Source organism: Sediminibacillus sp. JSM 1682029 (genome assembly GCF_041366435.1).
Taxonomy (GTDB): Bacteria; Bacillota; Bacilli; order Bacillales; family Amphibacillaceae; genus Sediminibacillus; species Sediminibacillus terrae.
The window spans coordinates 40,910-59,213 of the sequence record NZ_JBEWYY010000005.1 but is presented as its reverse complement, the minus strand read 5'-3'; the positions used below and the strand labels follow the sequence as shown (position 1 = coordinate 59,213).

At 37.5% G+C, this 18,304-nt stretch carries 27 protein-coding genes; 5 read left to right on the top strand and 22 right to left on the bottom strand.

Translation table 11 applies throughout. The features are described from left to right. The first annotated feature begins 25 nt into the window (after positions 1-25). Complete coding sequence (locus ABVF09_RS09980) at positions 26-406, top strand: DUF2513 domain-containing protein (protein WP_371069132.1); 381 nt, start codon at positions 26-28, stop codon at positions 404-406. 23 nt (positions 407-429) lie between these two features. Here the strand turns inward: ABVF09_RS09980 and ABVF09_RS09975 are convergent, their stop codons facing one another. From ABVF09_RS09975 to ABVF09_RS09950, 6 genes are all read right to left on the bottom strand, one after another. Next, positions 430-2,148, bottom strand: a complete 1,719-nt coding sequence (locus ABVF09_RS09975) for a terminase large subunit (RefSeq protein WP_371069131.1) — start codon at positions 2,146-2,148, stop codon at positions 430-432. Then, entirely contained in the window at positions 2,145-2,672 is a 528-nt protein-coding gene (locus ABVF09_RS09970) for a phage terminase small subunit-related protein (protein WP_371069130.1), read from the bottom strand. The genes ABVF09_RS09975 and ABVF09_RS09970 overlap by 4 nt, the downstream gene beginning before the upstream one ends. Before the next feature lie 119 nt (positions 2,673-2,791). Then, positions 2,792-3,163, bottom strand: a complete 372-nt coding sequence (locus tag ABVF09_RS09965; protein WP_371069129.1) for an HNH endonuclease — start codon at positions 3,161-3,163, stop codon at positions 2,792-2,794. Further along, on the bottom strand, positions 3,163-3,465 hold the full coding sequence (locus ABVF09_RS09960) for a hypothetical protein (protein ID WP_371069128.1): 303 nt from the start codon (positions 3,463-3,465) through the stop codon (positions 3,163-3,165). The genes ABVF09_RS09965 and ABVF09_RS09960 overlap by 1 nt, the downstream gene beginning before the upstream one ends. A 109-nt stretch (positions 3,466-3,574) precedes the next feature. Beyond that, the gene (locus ABVF09_RS09955; protein ID WP_371069201.1) at positions 3,575-3,988 is read right to left on the bottom strand and encodes a hypothetical protein; all 414 of its coding nucleotides are present in this window, start codon (positions 3,986-3,988) and stop codon (positions 3,575-3,577) included. 383 nt (positions 3,989-4,371) lie between these two features. Next, a complete protein-coding gene (locus tag ABVF09_RS09950) occupies positions 4,372-6,234 on the bottom strand; it encodes a DNA primase family protein (RefSeq protein WP_371069127.1) in 1,863 nt (620 codons plus the stop codon). Between the two features lie 72 nt (positions 6,235-6,306). Here ABVF09_RS09950 and ABVF09_RS09945 point away from each other — a divergent pair, with 72 nt between their 5' ends. After that, positions 6,307-7,101: a hypothetical protein gene (locus ABVF09_RS09945; RefSeq protein ID WP_371069126.1), complete on the top strand. Its 795-nt coding sequence runs from the start codon at positions 6,307-6,309 to the stop codon at positions 7,099-7,101. On the opposite strand, the gene ABVF09_RS09940 is transcribed toward ABVF09_RS09945, so the two are convergent. Beyond that, on the bottom strand, positions 7,090-8,772 hold the full coding sequence (locus ABVF09_RS09940; RefSeq protein ID WP_371069125.1) for a hypothetical protein: 1,683 nt from the start codon (positions 8,770-8,772) through the stop codon (positions 7,090-7,092). The genes ABVF09_RS09945 and ABVF09_RS09940 overlap by 12 nt on opposite strands. Before the next feature lie 90 nt (positions 8,773-8,862). Between ABVF09_RS09940 and ABVF09_RS09935 the strand changes: the two genes are divergently transcribed. Continuing rightward, positions 8,863-9,270 (top strand): hypothetical protein, encoded by a 408-nt coding sequence (locus ABVF09_RS09935; RefSeq protein ID WP_371069124.1) that lies wholly within the window; start codon positions 8,863-8,865, stop codon positions 9,268-9,270. Between the two features lie 30 nt (positions 9,271-9,300). Here the strand turns inward: ABVF09_RS09935 and ABVF09_RS09930 are convergent, their stop codons facing one another. From ABVF09_RS09930 to ABVF09_RS09860, 15 genes are all read right to left on the bottom strand, one after another. Further along, the gene (locus ABVF09_RS09930; RefSeq protein ID WP_371069123.1) at positions 9,301-9,780 is read right to left on the bottom strand and encodes a DUF669 domain-containing protein; all 480 of its coding nucleotides are present in this window, start codon (positions 9,778-9,780) and stop codon (positions 9,301-9,303) included. Between the two features lie 2 nt (positions 9,781-9,782). Next, positions 9,783-10,085 carry an organic solvent tolerance protein OstA gene (locus ABVF09_RS09925; RefSeq protein WP_371069122.1) on the bottom strand — a complete coding sequence of 101 codons (303 nt, stop codon included), beginning with the start codon at positions 10,083-10,085 and terminating at the stop codon, positions 9,783-9,785. A gap of 28 nt (positions 10,086-10,113) precedes the next feature. Next, positions 10,114-11,940, bottom strand: coding sequence for an AAA family ATPase (locus tag ABVF09_RS09920; RefSeq protein ID WP_371069121.1), 1,827 nt, complete (start codon positions 11,938-11,940; stop codon positions 10,114-10,116). Further along, entirely contained in the window at positions 11,937-12,221 is a 285-nt protein-coding gene (locus ABVF09_RS09915) for a hypothetical protein (RefSeq protein WP_371069120.1), read from the bottom strand. Before ABVF09_RS09915 ends, ABVF09_RS09920 begins: the two co-directional genes overlap by 4 nt. Continuing rightward, positions 12,218-12,499 carry a VRR-NUC domain-containing protein gene (locus tag ABVF09_RS09910; RefSeq protein ID WP_371069119.1) on the bottom strand — a complete coding sequence of 94 codons (282 nt, stop codon included), beginning with the start codon at positions 12,497-12,499 and terminating at the stop codon, positions 12,218-12,220. Before ABVF09_RS09910 ends, ABVF09_RS09915 begins: the two co-directional genes overlap by 4 nt. Further along, a complete protein-coding gene (locus tag ABVF09_RS09905; RefSeq protein WP_371069118.1) occupies positions 12,496-13,326 on the bottom strand; it encodes a DUF1351 domain-containing protein in 831 nt (276 codons plus the stop codon). Before ABVF09_RS09905 ends, ABVF09_RS09910 begins: the two co-directional genes overlap by 4 nt. Before the next feature lie 99 nt (positions 13,327-13,425). Next, positions 13,426-13,833, bottom strand: a complete 408-nt coding sequence (locus ABVF09_RS09900; protein WP_371069117.1) for a hypothetical protein — start codon at positions 13,831-13,833, stop codon at positions 13,426-13,428. Further along, positions 13,833-14,006: a hypothetical protein gene (locus ABVF09_RS09895; protein WP_371069116.1), complete on the bottom strand. Its 174-nt coding sequence runs from the start codon at positions 14,004-14,006 to the stop codon at positions 13,833-13,835. Before ABVF09_RS09895 ends, ABVF09_RS09900 begins: the two co-directional genes overlap by 1 nt. Continuing rightward, the gene (locus ABVF09_RS09890) at positions 14,007-15,233 is read right to left on the bottom strand and encodes an SNF2-related protein (protein ID WP_371069115.1); all 1,227 of its coding nucleotides are present in this window, start codon (positions 15,231-15,233) and stop codon (positions 14,007-14,009) included. It abuts the gene before it with no gap. 75 nt (positions 15,234-15,308) lie between these two features. Continuing rightward, a complete protein-coding gene (locus tag ABVF09_RS09885) occupies positions 15,309-15,536 on the bottom strand; it encodes a hypothetical protein (protein ID WP_371069114.1) in 228 nt (75 codons plus the stop codon). 8 nt (positions 15,537-15,544) lie between these two features. Beyond that, on the bottom strand, positions 15,545-15,808 hold the full coding sequence (locus ABVF09_RS09880) for an AbrB/MazE/SpoVT family DNA-binding domain-containing protein (protein ID WP_371069113.1): 264 nt from the start codon (positions 15,806-15,808) through the stop codon (positions 15,545-15,547). Between the two features lie 355 nt (positions 15,809-16,163). Continuing rightward, positions 16,164-16,376 carry a hypothetical protein gene (locus ABVF09_RS09875; protein WP_371069112.1) on the bottom strand — a complete coding sequence of 71 codons (213 nt, stop codon included), beginning with the start codon at positions 16,374-16,376 and terminating at the stop codon, positions 16,164-16,166. Positions 16,377-16,390: 14 nt separating this feature from the next. Beyond that, the gene (locus ABVF09_RS09870; protein ID WP_371069111.1) at positions 16,391-16,636 is read right to left on the bottom strand and encodes a hypothetical protein; all 246 of its coding nucleotides are present in this window, start codon (positions 16,634-16,636) and stop codon (positions 16,391-16,393) included. A gap of 15 nt (positions 16,637-16,651) precedes the next feature. Then, a complete protein-coding gene (locus ABVF09_RS09865; protein ID WP_371069110.1) occupies positions 16,652-16,924 on the bottom strand; it encodes a group-specific protein in 273 nt (90 codons plus the stop codon). Between the two features lie 16 nt (positions 16,925-16,940). After that, positions 16,941-17,123, bottom strand: coding sequence for a helix-turn-helix domain-containing protein (locus ABVF09_RS09860; RefSeq protein ID WP_371069109.1), 183 nt, complete (start codon positions 17,121-17,123; stop codon positions 16,941-16,943). 294 nt (positions 17,124-17,417) lie between these two features. Between ABVF09_RS09860 and ABVF09_RS09855 the strand changes: the two genes are divergently transcribed. Together ABVF09_RS09855 and ABVF09_RS09850 are read left to right on the top strand one after the other, a co-directional pair. Next, positions 17,418-17,843, top strand: coding sequence for a helix-turn-helix domain-containing protein (locus ABVF09_RS09855; protein WP_371069108.1), 426 nt, complete (start codon positions 17,418-17,420; stop codon positions 17,841-17,843). A gap of 10 nt (positions 17,844-17,853) precedes the next feature. Then, positions 17,854-18,273, top strand: a complete 420-nt coding sequence (locus ABVF09_RS09850) for an ImmA/IrrE family metallo-endopeptidase (RefSeq protein ID WP_371069107.1) — start codon at positions 17,854-17,856, stop codon at positions 18,271-18,273. Positions 18,274-18,304: the final 31 nt, after the last annotated feature.

The window sequence follows — 18,304 nt, the reverse complement described above, 5'->3', positions numbered from 1 at the left end:
TCCCCTAAGAAGGGAGGTGGAAGTTTTGCAACTAAACCATGATTGTATAAGAGATTTACTATTGGCTGTAGAAAAACATACTAATATAGATGATCACCTATACCATGATAAATTATTATCTCTCTCAGAATTAGAGCAATATGATAATGACACTATCATTTATACAGCTCAAAAATTGAATGAAGCTGGTTATTTGAAAGGGAGCTTAGACTATTACTTAGACAATAGACCTTATATCGCAATTAGCTCTTTAACTTATGACGGCCATACATTTTTAGATACAGTCAGAGATGAAGGTATCTGGAAAGATACTAAACAAGCCGCATCTACAGTATCAGGCGCATCTGTCCCAGTATTATTTGAATTAGGTAGTGCATTTTTAAAATCCAAACTTGGTTTATCATGAGTGGATAAAATCCACTCTTTTTCTTATCTAAAAATATCCCCAATCAAATCATCCAGTCCATCCGTACTTTCACCCATCATATTTAATGTTTCTTTATGAGCGATGAGCATGGCCACAAAGCCATCAATATGCTCTGGAGATTTTCGCTTTGATGGTGTTTTCAAGTTGTTTATGTTCGTGATGATTTTTGCATTGGAGGCACAAAAAATGAGCAGTGGGTTATCCGTCACTACTCTCTCCTGTAACAAAAGCACTTCAAAATCATCGAATGGCTCATTCATATGTGTTGGATATTGGGGAACTTCTATACACTGGATACCTAACATTTCCCACCGCTCTACTAATTTTTCAGCAAGAGCAGGGTCATAATTTATTTGGACCAGGTTAAAATTCTCAAATACCCATTCGACATACTCACTTACCAAATCCTCATCCACTGTCTTCCCAGGACACAACGTAACAAACCCAGCTTCAGCTAGTGCTCGATAGGGAACATTCCGTTGCAGCTCCTTTTCCTCAATTCCAAACTCCGGAATGAAATATTTTTGCTTAACTTTTAACATCGGTTCCCCATTTTCATCAAAAGTTGGAATATTAATAGATACACAGGTCAAGTCGGTCCGTCTGGATAAGTCTACTCCAATTACTGCAGTCTCACCCAAAACATCTCCTAAATCATCAACAAGCATTTTGTCCAGTTGGTCTTTCTCAAAATAGGTTTCCGCATAATTAACAAAAACATCTAAATGCTTGGACATAAACTCCGCCTTATTAAAGCTATTATTTTGGGCTTCTTTAAAGGCGTTCTCCAAGAACTCCATGTTAACAGATACGCCCATATTGGGATTGACCATCAACCAAACTTTACGGTCTTCCCAATCAAACTTCTTATTAGGCTCATAGATCATACCAAACCAGGAATCATCATTATCATTTTCTACGACTTCTTTTGCATACCCATAAATTTGCGCACCTAAGGATCCGCTCTGTTTACCAGCTGTTGAGGTAATAATATTCAACGGTTCTTCTTGGGCGATCTGCGCTGACCGTAAGTTGTCATATTGTTCGCGGTCCATTTGAGCATGGACCTCATCAAAGTAATTGATATACGGGTTTTTACCTTCATTCCCGGCATTATCTTTGGATAGTACCTTCACGGTATTAGAATATTTAATGCCATCTTCCACAAAAGAATACTTTATCGATTTTACAGTGTCCTCTTTCCCGTGATAGATCCTAGTATCGGGACGTAAATCAGGACTGTTTTCAATAGTTAGCGCAATTGGAATGGCAGCGTTCTGACATTGTTCAAACGTATTGGCCGAGATATACATGTCGGCACCTTTTACTCCCTCTCCATAGATACCATAAATGACAGGTGATCCACCCATTATTGTTTTCCCGTTTTTCTTTGGCACTTGGAGATAAGCCGTTCTAATTACTCGTACCGCATTGCCATCTGCATTATACTTTTGCCAACCATAAATGTTCGCAAAGAAAAATCGCTGCCATGGTTCTAAGATAAGAGGTTGACCTGCCCATTTACCTTTGGCATGTCGAATAAACGTTTCGGTGAAGTAAAGCATTGCATTTGCTTTTTCGACATCAAACCAAATATCTTTTCTCTTTTGCCATTTCCGATACCGTTTTATAGCCAACTTGATTGTCTTTGGGTAAAGCCTCGGGTTCTTTTCTACTTCTGCAGCAAATATATCCGCATAATTTGTTTCAAAATCAATCATCGGTTCATCCGCTGCCTAAATTGAATTAACTTGTTATTTTCTTCCGGTTCAGAATCCTTTTCCGCTTTCGGTTCCTCACTTTCACCTTTCGCAAGTAAGGTACCACTTTGCTTAATCAGATCCTTATTCTTCCCATCTAACCCAAGTTGGCCAAGATATTTGGCTAATTCTTTCCGGAGCTTTTCAGTCTTGCTTTCCTGGTATTCTTCATATGCGTCCAAGTAAATTTCAATCAATAAATCAAGAGCCGGTGAATAGGTACCAGCTTCAACTAATGCGTCAATAACTTCCTGTTGCTTTTTAGTACGGGCATTTTTGTTTTTTGTAGTACTACGCTTTTTTGAAGTACTACTTTGATTTTTAACACCTGTTCTTTCATTCCATTTATCGCGACTTTTCCAAGCTGATATTGTTTTTTCCAAAACATTTAATTGTTTCGCAATTTCACGGTTCGTAATGTTTCCGCCATGTTCCTTAAACAATTCAAACGCTTTGTGGCGATTTGGATTTCTTTTTCTAGCCAACCCTATTCACCTCCCTCATTGCAGTACAAAAAAATTCAAAAATTTTCATTGAGGTGCACGGAAGCACCCACGCTACCTATCCTCCCAAGCGAAGAAAAAATTTCATTTCGACAGGGGGGCTACAGCTTCCAGTCAAAGTCACTTTTCTTTTTCGGAAAATACTCTTCCATGGTTTCTTTCTCCACAATGGGATGACACTTGCTGCATAAAGTCATGATGTTATCCGGATCTAACTTCAATGATGGATCTATTTGTATCGGAACAATGTGGTGATGGTGTGATCGTTTACCGAACACAAACTTACCGCATCGTTGACAGCATCCTCCATCGCGCTGGTAACAATAGGCCTTTAAGTCTTTCCAGTCACGCGTTCGATAGAATGATTTGTTCTTTGAGTAAACAACCTTCTTTCTTTTCTTTCGCCTGTGGTCCTCACAGTATCGACCTTTAGCTATTAATTGCTTACACCCTTGTTCACCACAATAGCGCATTATGCATCAGCTGCAGTCAGTTGTTCCTTAATGTAGTTCCGGATTGTGTCTTCCTTAGACATATTACCTGGTACATCGATATTATTTTGCTCTGCAAATGCACGCAGCTGATCAGTATTCATTTCATCAAGGTTAATGTCCTGATTAACGTTCGGATCATTATCTTGCGCCTTCAACATGCTCTTTGGATTCTCAGTTACTTCAAAGTCAGGCTTTTTACCTGCAGCTACAAAAATTGTTTTCTTCTCTTCCGTGTCCCAGTATTCTGTTCCTTGCGCAGTCTTTCGAACTTTAACTTTCACATGAACCAGCTCCTTTTCGCATAATAAAAAATGAGCAGCTGGAATCAGCCACCCATTTCTCACTTTCTTATGCTATTACTATAAATGGTTTTTTCAATAGAAAACATGTCTATGACTTACGGTAAGTAGAGTGAAAGTTCAATCGATCAGCAAACTTAATTAATCTCATTAACTCAGCATGTTTTTTGTATATATAACTGGCGCTGTAATTCAACTCTTCTGCAATACTTTCGAGTGTCATATCATTCACATATTTCTTAAAGAGGATTTTGTTTTCTAGCCCTTTAAATCTACTGATCAACCTTTTGGCATCATATAAGTCATTCATCTTGTGTGCTAATTCATGTTCTTTAACAGCAATGATCTCTTCAAGTTTAGCTGCTTTAGAGTTTTCTTTTAACTTTACCTCATTTAAGTCACCGTACATCCATCTATCTAACTCTCTTTTATAACGGTTGAGTTCTAAATCTAAGTATTCGATCTGCTCTTCCATCCTCATATAATCTTTGAGCCATTCATACAACATGCTCACCTGCCTTTTAGAGAAAAATGCGTAACTATCTGTAACCTTCTGTAACCAGCTGGAAACCGTGATATGACTGGGTTAAATGCTTTTTCATTGTCTTCCGGTTACGCATTTACCCCCTATTTTTCTTTATTTATTTAACTATTTTATTTTTCTATATATATTTTAAAAGAAAGTGATTTTATCTGTAACCGCGTAACCATGTGCTTTAAACCCTTGATAGGACTGATATTCAGCGGTTACGACTTTCTGTAACTGGTTACGCATTTACCTGTAACTTTGCTTAAAATAGTCAAATTTAGAGAGATTTTCGACCGTTTTTGTGACCAAAAATGGTCAAATCCCCCCTCTTTTTGACCGATTTTGGTCAGCAGCAAAAATTATTCACTGACAAAGATTCTTTTTGATTTCCCATCAATCTTTTGAACCCGTGTTTCATATCCATATAACTGTTTAACACCTTTACTGAAACTGATATTGCTTACTGGCTGGTACCCATTTTCTGAACAATAGACTTTATACTGCAAATACAAATCACCTACTACAGCTCGTTCCAATTCAATATCCTCATTAATGACAAAGCTTATGATCGGATTATTTTCTTCTTTATACTTCTGAATCTCCGATTCGACAGCTTTCGACTTAGTGAACTTATTATTTTTAAGCAATCGCTTGAGGCTATTCAATGCCAGATTCAATATATACTGCATTGATTCATCGGACAGCAGCTTGTCCGTAATAAACGGGTCAAAGTCCGGATCATCTGGTGAAAACTTTGCTTTAAATGGCACGATTTGAAGCCTTCTTCCTAGTCCATCCGAAAAGTCATTGATCCTCGGCATTTCATTGGCACTGAAAATTAATTTGGCATAGTTGGAGAAATCAAACGGATCCTTCCCTTTTCGCTCCACGTTCAATGTCTCTCCAGTAGAAAGCTTTTTAAAGACAGAAGACTCTTTGATATAGCTTTTTGAAATGTCATCACCGATGTTCACCAGTTTTCCAAAGAGCTCCGCGGTTTTGAATCGTTGATCCAATTCCTTTAAATCCAAGGAAGCAGTATTATCATTGCCGACTAATTTTCTAATAATCTTTAAGTATGAGGATTTACCATTTGAACCATCGCCAGTAAGGATAAAGGTTGCGGCAAATTCATTTCTTCTGAACAAAATATAACCGAGTATTTCTTCCAACACAGCCCGTATTTTTTTGTCGTGAACGGCCATTTTATTTAACGTTTTATCAGTAGGTTCATAATACGCATTTTTGATATATGGTACCGGTATTTTGTTCGTTGTAATGATCTCTGGACTGAAGTCTTGCAGCTCCCAAGTGTCCAGGTTAAACACACCATTTTTAACTGGTATGTACTTGGTAGAAGCAAAGCTTTTTTCTTTGGCCTTTAACTGTAAATAAAAGAGGGTCTCTTGCCGCTGCATTCGTTTCAAACTAGGTATGTGCTTAATCATCGCAGCTTCTATATCTGCTTGATCATCTGAATAGACACCGCCCATATAAATGTGAAGAATGTTGGCGATTTTACAGATATGATGTTCATTGATTAAAAAATCACCAAATTTTTCATGTTGGAAGGAACCCTTCACAAAGAAGGACTCCTTCATAAACGAATCATCACGCAAAATGATATTCAACTCTGATTTCTCAACCGGATCATCCAGGATGTATTTGTTTATGATTGAGATGGTTTCTTTAATATCATTTTTGGCCATTCCCTGCGATTGCATTTTCAGAATGTAAGTGAACAGTTTATTGTTACGGCCATCCCCTTCACCCATGTTATTTAGATTGGGATTTTTCTTATTGTAAGGATATAACCATACCGGCATTGGTTCGTGTTGGTCTACTTTACGGATCCACTTCCTGGTTGTTCCTTTAATCTTTAATGGATCAGCAGTATTTTTGATACCCAACTTGTAATCACAAAATATGCCGATGTTGGAATACCATTTGATTTTATTGGTGGTTAAATCGTAACCTCGGAAATAAAAATGCATTCCGTTGTCAGTCTCCAAGACCGAGCACTTTAAATCCTTATCTTCTACGATTTCAAACAAAATTTCTGCTTCTTCTATATCATCCACATCAACCATGATGTAATCATCATCTAAAATGCCGACATAAGAATCTTCTTTCCTGGCCGTATGATAGGATAATAGTTTTGCACCATCTTTGAACTTGGACGCAGCATGTTTTCCGTTTCCTTTTAGGTAACCCTTATACATGTTTATCACCTACTTTCTGTTAAAACTTTCCTTGTCTAACCGATATAGATATTAAAAGGAGTGTGTATCAAATTGGAAATTAATTTATTAAGCACTATTATTACTACAATAGCTGCTATTTTCACAATCATTCAAATTACAAAGGAGTTTATTAAACCAAAATCTACTACACAAATTCAACAAAAAAATGTTAGTGGAGATAATATTTACTTTGATAATTCCACCTCAATAAGTACCTCTACCACTATAAATTATCCATCGCTTCAGAATTATAGTGATAATGGTTTTGAAAATGCTTTTTTAAGTGGTGCTGTTGGGCTTTTAATAACATGTATTTTATTAATCTTTTACTCTTTAACTTATGAATTTATTTCATCAATTGGTTTATTAATTCTTAGTATTACTATTTACAGAGATACTAAGATCCCCTTTGAGAATAAAAAGGCAAAAGTTCAATGGGCGTTACAAAAAATTACATATATTACTTTTGTTATTATTCTTTTCTTCATTCCTAAATCAGTAGAAGATGTTATTGTTCAAGTCCAAACACTACAGATTGATTCGTTCAAAAGCTTATTAGACTCTTTTTTATACAATATCAAATTTATTTGGAACCTATTTTATGATTCAATGTTAAGTGCCTTGAACGTAATTTCTCGTGTTCTTGTTACTCTTTTCTTAATTTATTATTTCATTGTTTCTTTAGTTACTAATAGAAACAAACATAAAGTGTATAGCTTAAAAGAATCGATCACTTTTATTCTCATCATGTTATTAATTATAATTGGTTCAAATATAGAGTATTTTTGGAACCTAATTGAACCTCTAAGAAACACGATTGAAATATGGTTTGACTCAACAACCTAAAAAATCATTAATACGCTTGTTGGCCAGATCGAGATACCACCAGTAATCTAATTTACTTGGTATCTCTTTTTCTTTTAAGTCATCATTAACAATAAAACTATGTTCTGGTGCATATGCTATCTTTTCTGCTGTATCGTTTTTCACTTTTCGCAGCTCTTTATCGTTTTTGTCTACTGAAGCGAATACTCTAAACACTTTTTCATTCAAGCGCCGGGTACCATACCTGGCGTAACTGTATTTGCTGCTGATTTTAATTATCTTTTGGAATTTGATTAACTCGTCACAGTTAAAAATCGTTTCCTCTGGATCGATGCCTTTCACAAAGTAATTCACCACCGCTTCATTTACGATTGGTAGATCGTAGTCCAACGAATTCAGTTTCTTTACATAGGAACCTTTCGATTTATACGATCCATCTGGAGCAACTAAGATGTAATTGTTCACATCTTTTTGAATAACCTTCGTAAATTCATCAAACTCAAGCTCCATCTTAGTACGCCGCTCCCACTCATAACAGATATCATCAATTAACTCATAGTCATCTTCTTTATACAGCTTAACCAGGACACCATCCGTGTTACTTTGGATGATTTGGCAATGCGGCTCCAACATTTCGATTAAATCTAATAACAGAGTCATACCACCTATGCATACATTGTTCGCCTGCCTTGGATCATATAGACCATTATATTTATCTTTCATCGCTCCATAAGTACCGTTAATGACAATCTTCAATGGAGCCTGGCGTTTATCTTTAGCAGCCTTATACTTTAATCGGGTATCTCGGATTTCTTTGAATTTATTAGCATCTTTTACATTCCTACTCAGATAGTCATATTCAATCATCAAGGCTGGATAATAACTTGCCACATCAATGTTTATAAAGTGGCCGGTATCGATGTAATTGTTCCTGGCTCCATGAAGTCCACCCCAGGCAAATAAATGCGGAACACCTGCTACATCAAGTTCCAAAACCTTGTTATAATCTCGGTTTTCCTTGTAAAAGTCCAAGACCTTGGTATATTTGTTAATTCGTAATGTTGGCGGAAAAGAAAAATCGAATTCATCCCATCTTGGTACCTTTGGCTGTCTGGCTTCCAAAATAACTGCTGACAGTTGGGCCTTTGTCTTGGAAATATATTTAAGCGGCAAATTGAACATCTTTAGAAGCTCAACCTGTGACTCAAATTCTTCTATATTCTCGGAGAATATGTGCATGGTTTCGTGTACGTCATGGCGACAGTATTTAATGACTTCCTCGATCTCTTCTTCCGTTAACGGCCGCTCAATATCAAATGACACGTCCGACTCTTTAATGTTGTGCCCCATGAAGCCTTCAAGCTGCTTTAGTGATCGTGTTTTATTTGTCATCACATCATAGTTGAAAAGCTGTATTTTCCAAAAATCTTTGAAAAACTTCCAGCCTGGCATGCGTTTAACAATAATCCATTTATTTATTTCTTGTGGCTTAAATCCACAAATGATCGCCTTAAAAATGTATTGATCGTAATGCCTGCTGTTATATCCGATCCAGATGTCTTTCTTGTGGTCATTGTAATATTTGATTAAGCCACGCTCATCGTTGTGGAAGATAATCTCTGATTGACTGGACGAATCGGTTATTACTACTAACCAATCATGAGCAAACACTTCAAAGTCATAGAAGAGCAATTGAAATCACTCCTTATTATAAAGCAAGAAATTTTTGGATATTTATGTTACTATTGACATGGTAAAAAATTAATCTTTGGAGGAGATAGCATGTCAACAACTGTATCATTGGAATCTTTTATAAAGGAATTGGACCGTTGGAAATATTTAACCTTATCATTTGTGCCAGATATTCCAGATAATGAAGTTCAATATACTTTAGTAAGTCATAGTAGTTACGATACTGTTCATGGCACAACATTGATACTTAACTTAAAAGACAATAATGGTAATCCAGTAACAATGTCCTATCCAGATATTTTCGATATAGCAGTCAATAATAGTTCTAGTTCAATGGCAGCAAAATATTATCTTCATTGTAGGGTTAGGCTACTAGATTACAAGTTGAATGATTTAAACGGAAATACACATATTGGCATTGGAGATGAAGAAGAATTCGATGAACATACCCTTAAAAAAAATAGTAAGATGACATATCGAATTATATTTACGAATTAAAAGGGAGTCGATCAAGACTCCCCTATTCATTTATTCAACTTCAAAAATCTCAGCAATTTCATGAGTATCATAGCCATCTTTGTTAGTCCCTTTTTCTAGCAAGTATTCAAACTTACCATCGATGTCCTCATGAATATCTAGCACTAACTCCGCGTAATCTTGGAAACCAGTAAACTTCACATCGTCATGTTCACAGTCCCAAAGTGCCCGCAGCATTTCATTATTTTGATGTACTTGGAAACCAAACGCTTTATCATTCTGTGGTTGCATCACTTTGTTATAGAAAATACGCTGCCCTTCCAACTCACCTTCAAGAATCTTAAACCAGATGGTGAGCATCGGATCACCTTTTTTGGATTCCTTGAGCTCCATTTTTTCCACTTCAACTTCATACTGGCCATCAGGAATCTCAGGAAAATCACCGAAACCATTCTCTTCTACCTCTTTCACATCTTCCTCAAGAGCTTCCAAATCTACGTCTCTATCAAACTTGCTCCAATCAAATGCCATAATTATTCATCCTCCTCATTTTGTTTAACTGCAGCTGTACCATCTTGATTAACGCTATACGGTATTCCGTCATGTGGTTCTTCAATTTCGTCATCCTTTGCAGGAGCACTTTCCATGATTTCTTTCGGTGTATCGAAATGGAAAGTAAGATCAACAACAAAGTAAGTTCCATACTTATTATGCTTTTCATTGATGCCCCATTTGGTCAGGAACATGTCTTCCTTTGCTTCCGTTACAATTTCTTCTGCTTCATCACGAGTGTCAGCGTAATGCTGCTCTTTCGTGTTCAATTCCTTTACTGCCATAACTAATCATCCTCCAATATATTTAAAATTAATTATTCACACGAGTCCTGCGACGACGGCGACGGGTCGGCTTTTCTTCTTCCTGGGTTTCATCTGCAGAATCCTCAGATTCGGAATCATCTGATTCACCTGGCGGTGTATCATCCTCAACAGGTTTACGCTGTCTGCGTTGGCGTTTTGGTTTTTCTTCCTTCTCCTCGGTTTCCGTTTCTTCCGATTCAACATCCCGATTTTTAAGTGACTTACGTTCACGCCTTGGCTTTTCTTCAACAGGTGCTTCTTCCTCTGTGTTTGCTTCGGCGTCCGGATTCTGGTCCTTTCGCTTTCTTTCACGCTTTGGCTTATCCGTTTTCTTTTTAGTCGTTTTACCTTCCTGGGCAGCAGTCAGTTCTTCAATAAATCGATCGTATTCGAGTGGAATTTCATCCACTTGGAAATTAAACCGTCCGCCACCAAATACGTTTTGCTTTTTGGCCAGCTGCAGGAACCGCTCGTCACTTGAGTTGATATAAGCCCGCAAGGTAAGGTCCACAGTACCAGTTAAGAAGTTAGCCACTTTATCTTTAATATTTGGTTTGAAAGTGGTTCGTTTTGCTCCGCCTTTCAAGGTGTACTCTTCAACAATTTCTTTACTGATATAAATGAGTTGGTAATCAAGAGACTTGATCCGCTTCATGGTATTGTTAAATTCTGTTCTAACCTTGTCCCAACCTTTACCATAGGATCCGTCCGACTCGTGTTCCCATCCGTTTTTATCATAGACATAAACTCGGCAATGTTCGTAAATATCTTCTACTAAATCGAGCGCCACCGCTTCAAACTCATTCTCTTCTGTTTCCAGCTCGGAGATAGTGTCTAAAAGAATCTGCCAAGCCAGCTTCCGCTTGGTAATACGTCCTGTTTTGGTTACTTCATCTTTAATTGGGATGACTGGTGCCGTGGTGTTATCTGTGTTTCCATCCGTGTTCAAGAACAGAACGTTCTCTACATTGTCGACAAATGTCGATTTCCCCACATAAGAATCCGCATAAATCCAAAAATCCGGCTTCGTATCAATCGTTCTTTCTCGTCTTTCATTTTTCGGTAATACCATTTCAACCTCTCCTTTTTCATTTTCTATGGCCTCTAAGTAATTGGGCCTGAAACGTGGATTACAACTGAAGCAATTGCCACTCACGTTTTTCGGATAATCTTCTGCAGCTTCAATCTTCTTGACAGTATTTTGGAAATAGATGACTTCCATGCTGTCGTAATCAATTGGAACAAAAGTAACTTTACTGGCTTCCACTGTTTCAACGATTCGTTTCCGGAAATGAAAGAGATCCTCGGTTTGCTTTTGTTTAATACTTGTCTTAGGAACGAACACATAACCCATTCTCTTTACATCAAATCCATCTTGCTCCAGGTAATGTTTGTAGATGTGCAGCTGCCCCGAGTCCAAGTAATTTTTAATGTTATTGGAATACTTGAAGTCAATCGCTACACATTCGTTGGTTGGAGCAATTGCAATTAAATCGACAAAACCTTTGTAATCCGGTTTATCAATCTCATATTCATGAATGAATTCAAAACCGATAAACATTTCTTCCAAATAAGCTTTGACCTTCGGTATCAAGATTTCTAGTTTCATAGCTTCTTCTACTTGGCGATCATTGATGACAGGGAAGCTATTGTAATAGTCCTGAACGGCCGTAAGCACATCAGTCTCAATGCCTTTGTGAAGAGCATGTCCAATGATTAAAGGATTAGCTGCATCATACTTTGGTAATTCAGTTAATTTATCGATGTACCTTAGCTTGAAGTGGTACGGACAGTCATTAAAAAGCGATACGCGGCTGTATGAGTATTGAGTCACTCCCTCATCACTTCCATTAATTCAGCGTTTGACTGTTCAACTTGTTTGAGGTGTGTTTCCAGGTCATTTACTTTATTTCTATCGATCAACAATTCAGTTGCTTGGATGTATAACATGGCCGATAAAATGTTCCTAGAATAGCCTTTAAATACCCATTTCTTAACAGTTTTCTTGTCTTTAGGTACAAACACATCTTCATACCGTTCAACAACGACATTTAGGCTGTCATATTCTTTAATGCGGACATTACCCAGGTCCATTAATACTTTTTTGTCACTCATGAAAACCACCTCTCTTTCCAGGCTTCAAAATCTTTCGGCCTCAAGATATAAGCCTGACCACCCGAGTCCTTAATTTTACGAATGTTGTAGAGCTGCAGCTTGGAAGGTGTACCCACATCCGTCTTTAATTCGATTCCATGAAATGTTCCTTCAATGCAAGCAAGAATATCTGGTATGCCTTCTTTGGTGTACTGACTTCCCGCCCAATATTTGACGTGCCAGGTATCATGCTCTTTCAAGAACTTAATGACTTTCTTTTGAAATGCTGACTCTTTCATTCCTCCATCACTTTCCAGGCCATTCCGTTACTGCTCATATACTCTTCTAACATTTCTAAATCCGACTCAGTTCCTTCTACGCGATATACTTCTACGTAACGTTTTTCATCTTCAACATGACCAGGAGCACTACTTAACGGAACTTGGTTATTCTTCTCGACGATTTTCACATCACGATCAATCTGATTTTTAATTTCTTCTACAGAAACATCGTGATCTAGCAGTGAAGTGTAAGTGATACCGAGTAAATCAGTTCCGTGTTTTGCATTCATTAAATCGACATGACTTTTAATGATCTCTTGATCAGCATCTTCTTTGTCCTGTAGAGATCCTAGATATTTAGCGCGTTCCGTTAACTCACTTTCAATGGACTTAAGCGTCTTGCTCTTATTGAAATACTCTTTAGGGAAATCATGCAGCTGATCACTGTATTTATCATTCAAACCTTCACTAGCTATTAGCTGTTCGATTATCGGCACAATTTGTTTCCGCTTCTTATCCTTCCGCTCTTCTTCAAACTGATCATGCTGCTCTTTCAATGGGTTGATAACAGAATCAAATTTCTTTCCAAGTTCCTTACACTGGTTTTCAAAATCAGTTACCGGAGCAGTAAGCTCTTTTTTGGTTTCCTTTCGGTAAGTGTCCAGGGCTTTTTTACCTTTGTTCAATTCCGTAATGGTTTTCTTACATGCAGCTGCATCTTTTTCGGTGAATTCCAAACCTTGATATTTAACAAGTTGTTCATCCAATACAGCAGATAATTCTTCAAAATTAAACTCTACTTTTGCCGGTGCTAGATTGATTGTTTTGACCTGCAGTTCATTCATTGGCTTCACACTCCTCACATTTTCTTGGATAACCTCCATTGGAATCATCTATATAAACCCCACATGTTTCACACAAGATCCCTTCAAAAACCATTTCTGCTATTTCTCCCAATTGGATCTGTCCTCTCCTGGCACCGTATATTCAAAATTGAAACCTTCTACTGGCCTTTGTAGTTCTGCTATAATCGCTTTCCAAATGGTGCTACTTCGGATTACGGATTGGAAAAACTCATCGCCATCTTTAAACTTTTCAATTAAACTTACATCCTTGCAATTTAACCAATATCGGTCACGCCTTCTATAAATAAAAAACAAAACGTTTTGTAAATGGTCTCTATCCATATCCTTTAGTTCATGTACTGCGCCTTGTCCATCCACCCAATTGCTACGGTTTAGTACATCCTCTGTTTTATATAATCTCGATCTTTTATGCTTTTGAAGTCCATACTCTTGTTCAGCTAAACTTGCATAGTATTCTTCTGCAGCTAAGTCTGCCATATCACCCATTATTTGCTCACCTCAACCTTTCTTTTCACTAATTCAAGATAACTTGTATCGATTGTATTCTTAATTGCAAAGTCAGCAAGATAGACTTTTGCTCTGATTTCACTATCAAATAAACCTTTGATTGCTCCTGCACCTACTTCGTCTTCACAGTAAATGACCAAGTAAACCTCCACTCACATTTCCTCCTCTTCAAATAGCTCGTCCGTATAATCCCGCCGTTGGTCCAGGACTTCCTTCATTCGCCACTCAATACTTCCTGCAGTTAACAGATAATAATAGAAACACGGTTTTTCTTGTCCTATTCGATGGATCCGTTTCTTGCTTTGTTCAAACAGCTCGCTCTTATCAGTTAGTGAAAAATAAACGATTTTATTTGCTTTCTGCAGGTTTAAGCCCATAGCTCCTGCCTGGTATTGTATAAGCGTTATGCTATTTTCTTGTTCTTCATATGCTGATAAATCTTTGATATCTCCATTGATTGATGCAGTCGGCCCATCTATCATTTCAGTCAATGCTGCATATTCTTTTTTAAAGTTGTAAAAGATGATGATTCGTTCATTGGTACTGTCAATCAGGTCTTTCACATACTGCAGCTTGTTTTGGTTATAGACACCTGCGAGCTGTCGCAAATACAACTTTTTGCTTGCAGCCGTATCACCAACTAAAAGTTCATCGCCTAACTCGATAATGTGATGCTTTGCAAATTCCTTATACTCTTTGGTACCTGCAATTTTGACAATCTGATCATTCACTTTTGGTAAGTCAAAGACTTCATCTGTCTTCATGAAAACTGCACCATGTTTGCGAAGCTTTCGTTTAAGTCTGTCCACATTCTTATATCCTGTGATTTTCATCTGTTGGTTCCGGTCATCCCATTCCTGGACGACAAACTGTTTCATGAACAGGTCCTTTTTGATGTTCCAACCAAGCAAATGTAATTGACTCCAAAGTTCTTCATACTTTCCACCGGTTGGTGTACCGGATAGCAAAATCACATTGTCAGCGTGTAGCTGCAGAATGAACTTTGACCGATTGGACTTTTCATTCTTGATCATTGATGATTCATCCAACATCATTGTGAAGTGCTGCAGTTTTTTCAGTTCCGGTCTACGCCAAACTTTGTCATAGTTGATAATCAGTACACTTTCCGGCGGTACACGTTCAATGGCCTGCTGATCAAAAACAATCACCTGGTACTCCGGATAATGTTCTTCAAAGTGTTGTTTCCAATCTGCTATTTTGGACTTTTGACAAATCACTAGATTGTAAGGTGTGTTTAGCTCCCACATTTTTTCTGAACCGACAAAGGTTTTACCGAGGCCCATATCTAAGTAGTAAGCAACACGGTTATGTTGGTATGTTTCATCCAGCGCTCTATCCTGGTGCGGAAATAATTCCATTTACATCACTTCAATCCGTGCTATAATGTCTGTGAAAATAGTTTCTTTTTAGGCCACTTTGCAGAGTGGTCTTTTTTATTTTCCAATTTCTCCACTGACTTCTGTTTCTGGATTTTCAATCTTTGATGCAACACGCTGAATTGATTCCAGCACTTCATTGATTGTCAGAGTGTAAGAGTTTTTCAAAACATCATCTTTACGCCCCAAGAGCTTTTTTTGTTGAAGCAAGTTATCAGCTGAATTTTGCAGTGACTCAATGGCATTGATTTTCACTCTACTTGATGGTGTAAACAAATTTTCCATTACTCCGTTCACCTCCCTTCAATGTAATTGGCTACTTCATTGATTAAGTTTGCCGTTTCCTTATCTTGAGCATTTGCTCCAATCCGTCGCAGTTTTTCAAGAGCAGCATTCTTATCTTCCGATTGGTGATATGCTCGGATGAACAATCCATCTTTTGAAGCTAGCATTTCAAGAGGTGTGCCAGGCTTCCACCCATTTACCTTTCTTACTTCCTTCGGAACGACAACTCTACCAAGATCATCTAATTTCCTTACAATACCAAGTGCTTTCATGTGAAATTTCCTCCTTCAAATAAAAAGTAATGTTAGAATTCCAGTGATGACTATTGCTCCCAACAAATTAACTTGGAAATCCTTTGCGTCATACAACTTCATCACCCCCTTTCAAGTGGTTCAACATACTCCCTGAAATTTCTATAGGCTTGAACCAATTCGATGTTTAAAGGCATCCCAATTTTCAAGTAACAATCAGTGCAGCAAAACAAATCAGTTTCAATATGATAAGTGCCTTCTCGGAATCTGACATACTCTTTTGGAGTCATATCTTCCACCTTGGCCTGCTGTGCGTATTCCGGAATATCACTAGGCTTTCTATTGCAATATGGACATTTCATTTTGTCACCCACTTTCAGTACCACTGACCATTTGGCGTATAATGCCACCAGTCGCCATTGGCAAAGTAGACTTTCAAGCAATTTTCTTCATCGTCCCAGCGAAGCTCTTTTACATTCTGAATACCATATTCTTTGGATTTTTCTAACCCCATCGCCTCTTGATGTTGTACATGCGTTCTTGCAAAAATGGCCCGCTGTTGATCAGTTAAATTTTCGTACCCTTCCATGTTCAATCACTCCTTTATAAGCTTCTAGCCAATGAAACAGTACGATACAGTTGCATAAGCTCTGGATGGTTCGCTTCAAAATCAGCTAGTCTTTTGCCGCTGATAAGAGGAATCTGATAAGCAGCTTCCAAGTCGTCCATAAGTGATGCCAAGCGAACATCTTTGATGTCTTGCGGTGCTTTCGATGCCATGATTTCATTGAATCGTTTTGTGTAACCATGCATTTCTCCAAACGTCATTTGTTCAACAGTCGCGTTCATTTTCGTTATCCTCCTTTAATTCGATTGAGCAATCCTATCTAAGTAGTCGAGCAAGAACCTTGTAGTTTTTGCAGCTGGGAAATACCACTTGCCACCCAACTTCACTTTTGGAAAATCGCGTTCATAGAAGAAAGTCCTTTGAATACTTGACCAGCTCATACAAGTGCGCCGAACCAATTCATTTTTATCCCACATGACCAGGTCAAACTCCGCTTTATCCAAACGCTTTTGAACTTCCTCCCGGCAAATATCTTCTACAAAGGATTGATCGACATTCACCTCGATCATGATGAAACCGCCTTTCTCAAATGTTTAAAATTTTGCAGATATGCTTTATATGCTCCTGAGCTTTCGGTCCTGTTTTCCGACCATTGATGATGTCTGAAAGATAAGCATTTGATATGCCAAGTTCTTTGGCCAACCACGCTTGACTTGTTTTCCGTTTAAATAATTCTGATCGTACTTTCATTGCTAACTCTTCCGGCATAAAAGACACACCACCCCTTCATCTTTTTTAAGCTAAAATGTTAGCTAAAGTTATTGACGAAAACTAAAAAATACATTAGTATATAGGCATAGCTAAATAAGCCTATAAAAAGCCTGCTACAATACATTTTATCCGTTCCCCAACGCCAAAAATTGTATTTTATAGGCCGTATTTTTTATTGTCTTTTTTAGCTAACAAATTAGCTTACGTACATATTACTAAATAATTTATTAGCTGTCAACAAAATAACTAAATTATTTTTTAGTTTATGTACGATTGAAAGGAAATCTTAATATGGCTACGTTAGAACGTGTTAAAGAATTGTGCAAAATGAAGGGTATTACGGTAAGTAGATTGGAAGAAGAATTAGAAATTCCTAAGAATACCATCTATCAATGGAAAAGAATAACACCTAGCTTAGAGAAAATTGAAAAAGTAGCAGATTACTTTGATGTTTCTACCGACTACCTTTTAGGCCGTACCGACAAAAAAAGATACTATGATCTGACCGAAAAAGATGAACGCGATATTCAAAAAGAGCTTGAGAGTATGTTGGAAAACATGAACAGTGATTCTGGATTTGCTGCTTTTGACGGTAGTACGATTGATGACATGGATGAAGAAGATAGAGAATTGTTAATTGCATCTCTGGAACAATCTCTCCGTATAGCAAAAAGAATAGCAAAGCAAAAATTCACCCCTAAAAAACACAGGAACTAGGAGTGATGACATGGGGGCAATTAGTAAGAAAGTTAATCAATTAGTTAAGAAACATGGCACCAACGATCCATTCAAAATTGCTGAAGCTAAGGGGATGATTATCAGAAACGTTCCATTAGGAAAAATATTAGGTTTTCATGCTAGAAAATCCAGAGTTTCAATTATACATATTAATGAAAACGCATCCTCTCAACAAAAAATTTTCATATGTGGCCATGAGTTAGGTCATGCTGTTTTACACCCAGAAGTTAATGCACCTTTTTTGCAATCACATACATATTACTCTACTAGCAAGATTGAACAAGAAGCCAATGAATTTGCTGTTGAATTGTTGTTATCGAAGGAAGTTGTTCAACCTATAACCATACATGAAGCTACTGAATCTTATGGTATTCCTGAACAACTCCTTCATAAAAAATTTTATTCTTAAAGCAGAACGTATATTCCCATTTTAAGGAGGT

Excerpts from the sequence above, each read along its gene's own strand:
- ABVF09_RS09975 (WP_371069131.1), bottom strand. The coding sequence starts at position 2,148 with ATGATTGATTTTGAAACAAATTATGCGGATATATTTGCTGCAGAAGTA.
- ABVF09_RS09965 (WP_371069129.1), bottom strand. The coding sequence starts at position 3,163 with ATGCGCTATTGTGGTGAACAAGGGTGTAAGCAATTAATAGCTAAAGGT.
- ABVF09_RS09950 (WP_371069127.1), bottom strand. The coding sequence starts at position 6,234 with ATGTATAAGGGTTACCTAAAAGGAAACGGAAAACATGCTGCGTCCAAG.
- ABVF09_RS09935 (WP_371069124.1), top strand. The coding sequence starts at position 8,863 with ATGTCAACAACTGTATCATTGGAATCTTTTATAAAGGAATTGGACCGT.
- ABVF09_RS09930 (WP_371069123.1), bottom strand. The coding sequence starts at position 9,780 with ATGGCATTTGATTGGAGCAAGTTTGATAGAGACGTAGATTTGGAAGCT.
- ABVF09_RS09925 (WP_371069122.1), bottom strand. The coding sequence starts at position 10,085 with ATGGCAGTAAAGGAATTGAACACGAAAGAGCAGCATTACGCTGACACT.
- ABVF09_RS09915 (WP_371069120.1), bottom strand. The coding sequence starts at position 12,221 with ATGAGTGACAAAAAAGTATTAATGGACCTGGGTAATGTCCGCATTAAA.
- ABVF09_RS09910 (WP_371069119.1), bottom strand. The coding sequence starts at position 12,499 with ATGAAAGAGTCAGCATTTCAAAAGAAAGTCATTAAGTTCTTGAAAGAG.
- ABVF09_RS09905 (WP_371069118.1), bottom strand. The coding sequence starts at position 13,326 with ATGAATGAACTGCAGGTCAAAACAATCAATCTAGCACCGGCAAAAGTA.
- ABVF09_RS09900 (WP_371069117.1), bottom strand. The coding sequence starts at position 13,833 with ATGGGTGATATGGCAGACTTAGCTGCAGAAGAATACTATGCAAGTTTA.
- ABVF09_RS09890 (WP_371069115.1), bottom strand. The coding sequence starts at position 15,233 with ATGGAATTATTTCCGCACCAGGATAGAGCGCTGGATGAAACATACCAA.
- ABVF09_RS09885 (WP_371069114.1), bottom strand. The coding sequence starts at position 15,536 with ATGGAAAATTTGTTTACACCATCAAGTAGAGTGAAAATCAATGCCATT.
- ABVF09_RS09880 (WP_371069113.1), bottom strand. The coding sequence starts at position 15,808 with ATGAAAGCACTTGGTATTGTAAGGAAATTAGATGATCTTGGTAGAGTT.
- ABVF09_RS09875 (WP_371069112.1), bottom strand. The coding sequence starts at position 16,376 with ATGGAAGGGTACGAAAATTTAACTGATCAACAGCGGGCCATTTTTGCA.
- ABVF09_RS09870 (WP_371069111.1), bottom strand. The coding sequence starts at position 16,636 with ATGAACGCGACTGTTGAACAAATGACGTTTGGAGAAATGCATGGTTAC.
- ABVF09_RS09865 (WP_371069110.1), bottom strand. The coding sequence starts at position 16,924 with ATGATCGAGGTGAATGTCGATCAATCCTTTGTAGAAGATATTTGCCGG.
- ABVF09_RS09860 (WP_371069109.1), bottom strand. The coding sequence starts at position 17,123 with ATGCCGGAAGAGTTAGCAATGAAAGTACGATCAGAATTATTTAAACGG.
- ABVF09_RS09855 (WP_371069108.1), top strand. The coding sequence starts at position 17,418 with ATGGCTACGTTAGAACGTGTTAAAGAATTGTGCAAAATGAAGGGTATT.
- ABVF09_RS09850 (WP_371069107.1), top strand. The coding sequence starts at position 17,854 with ATGGGGGCAATTAGTAAGAAAGTTAATCAATTAGTTAAGAAACATGGC.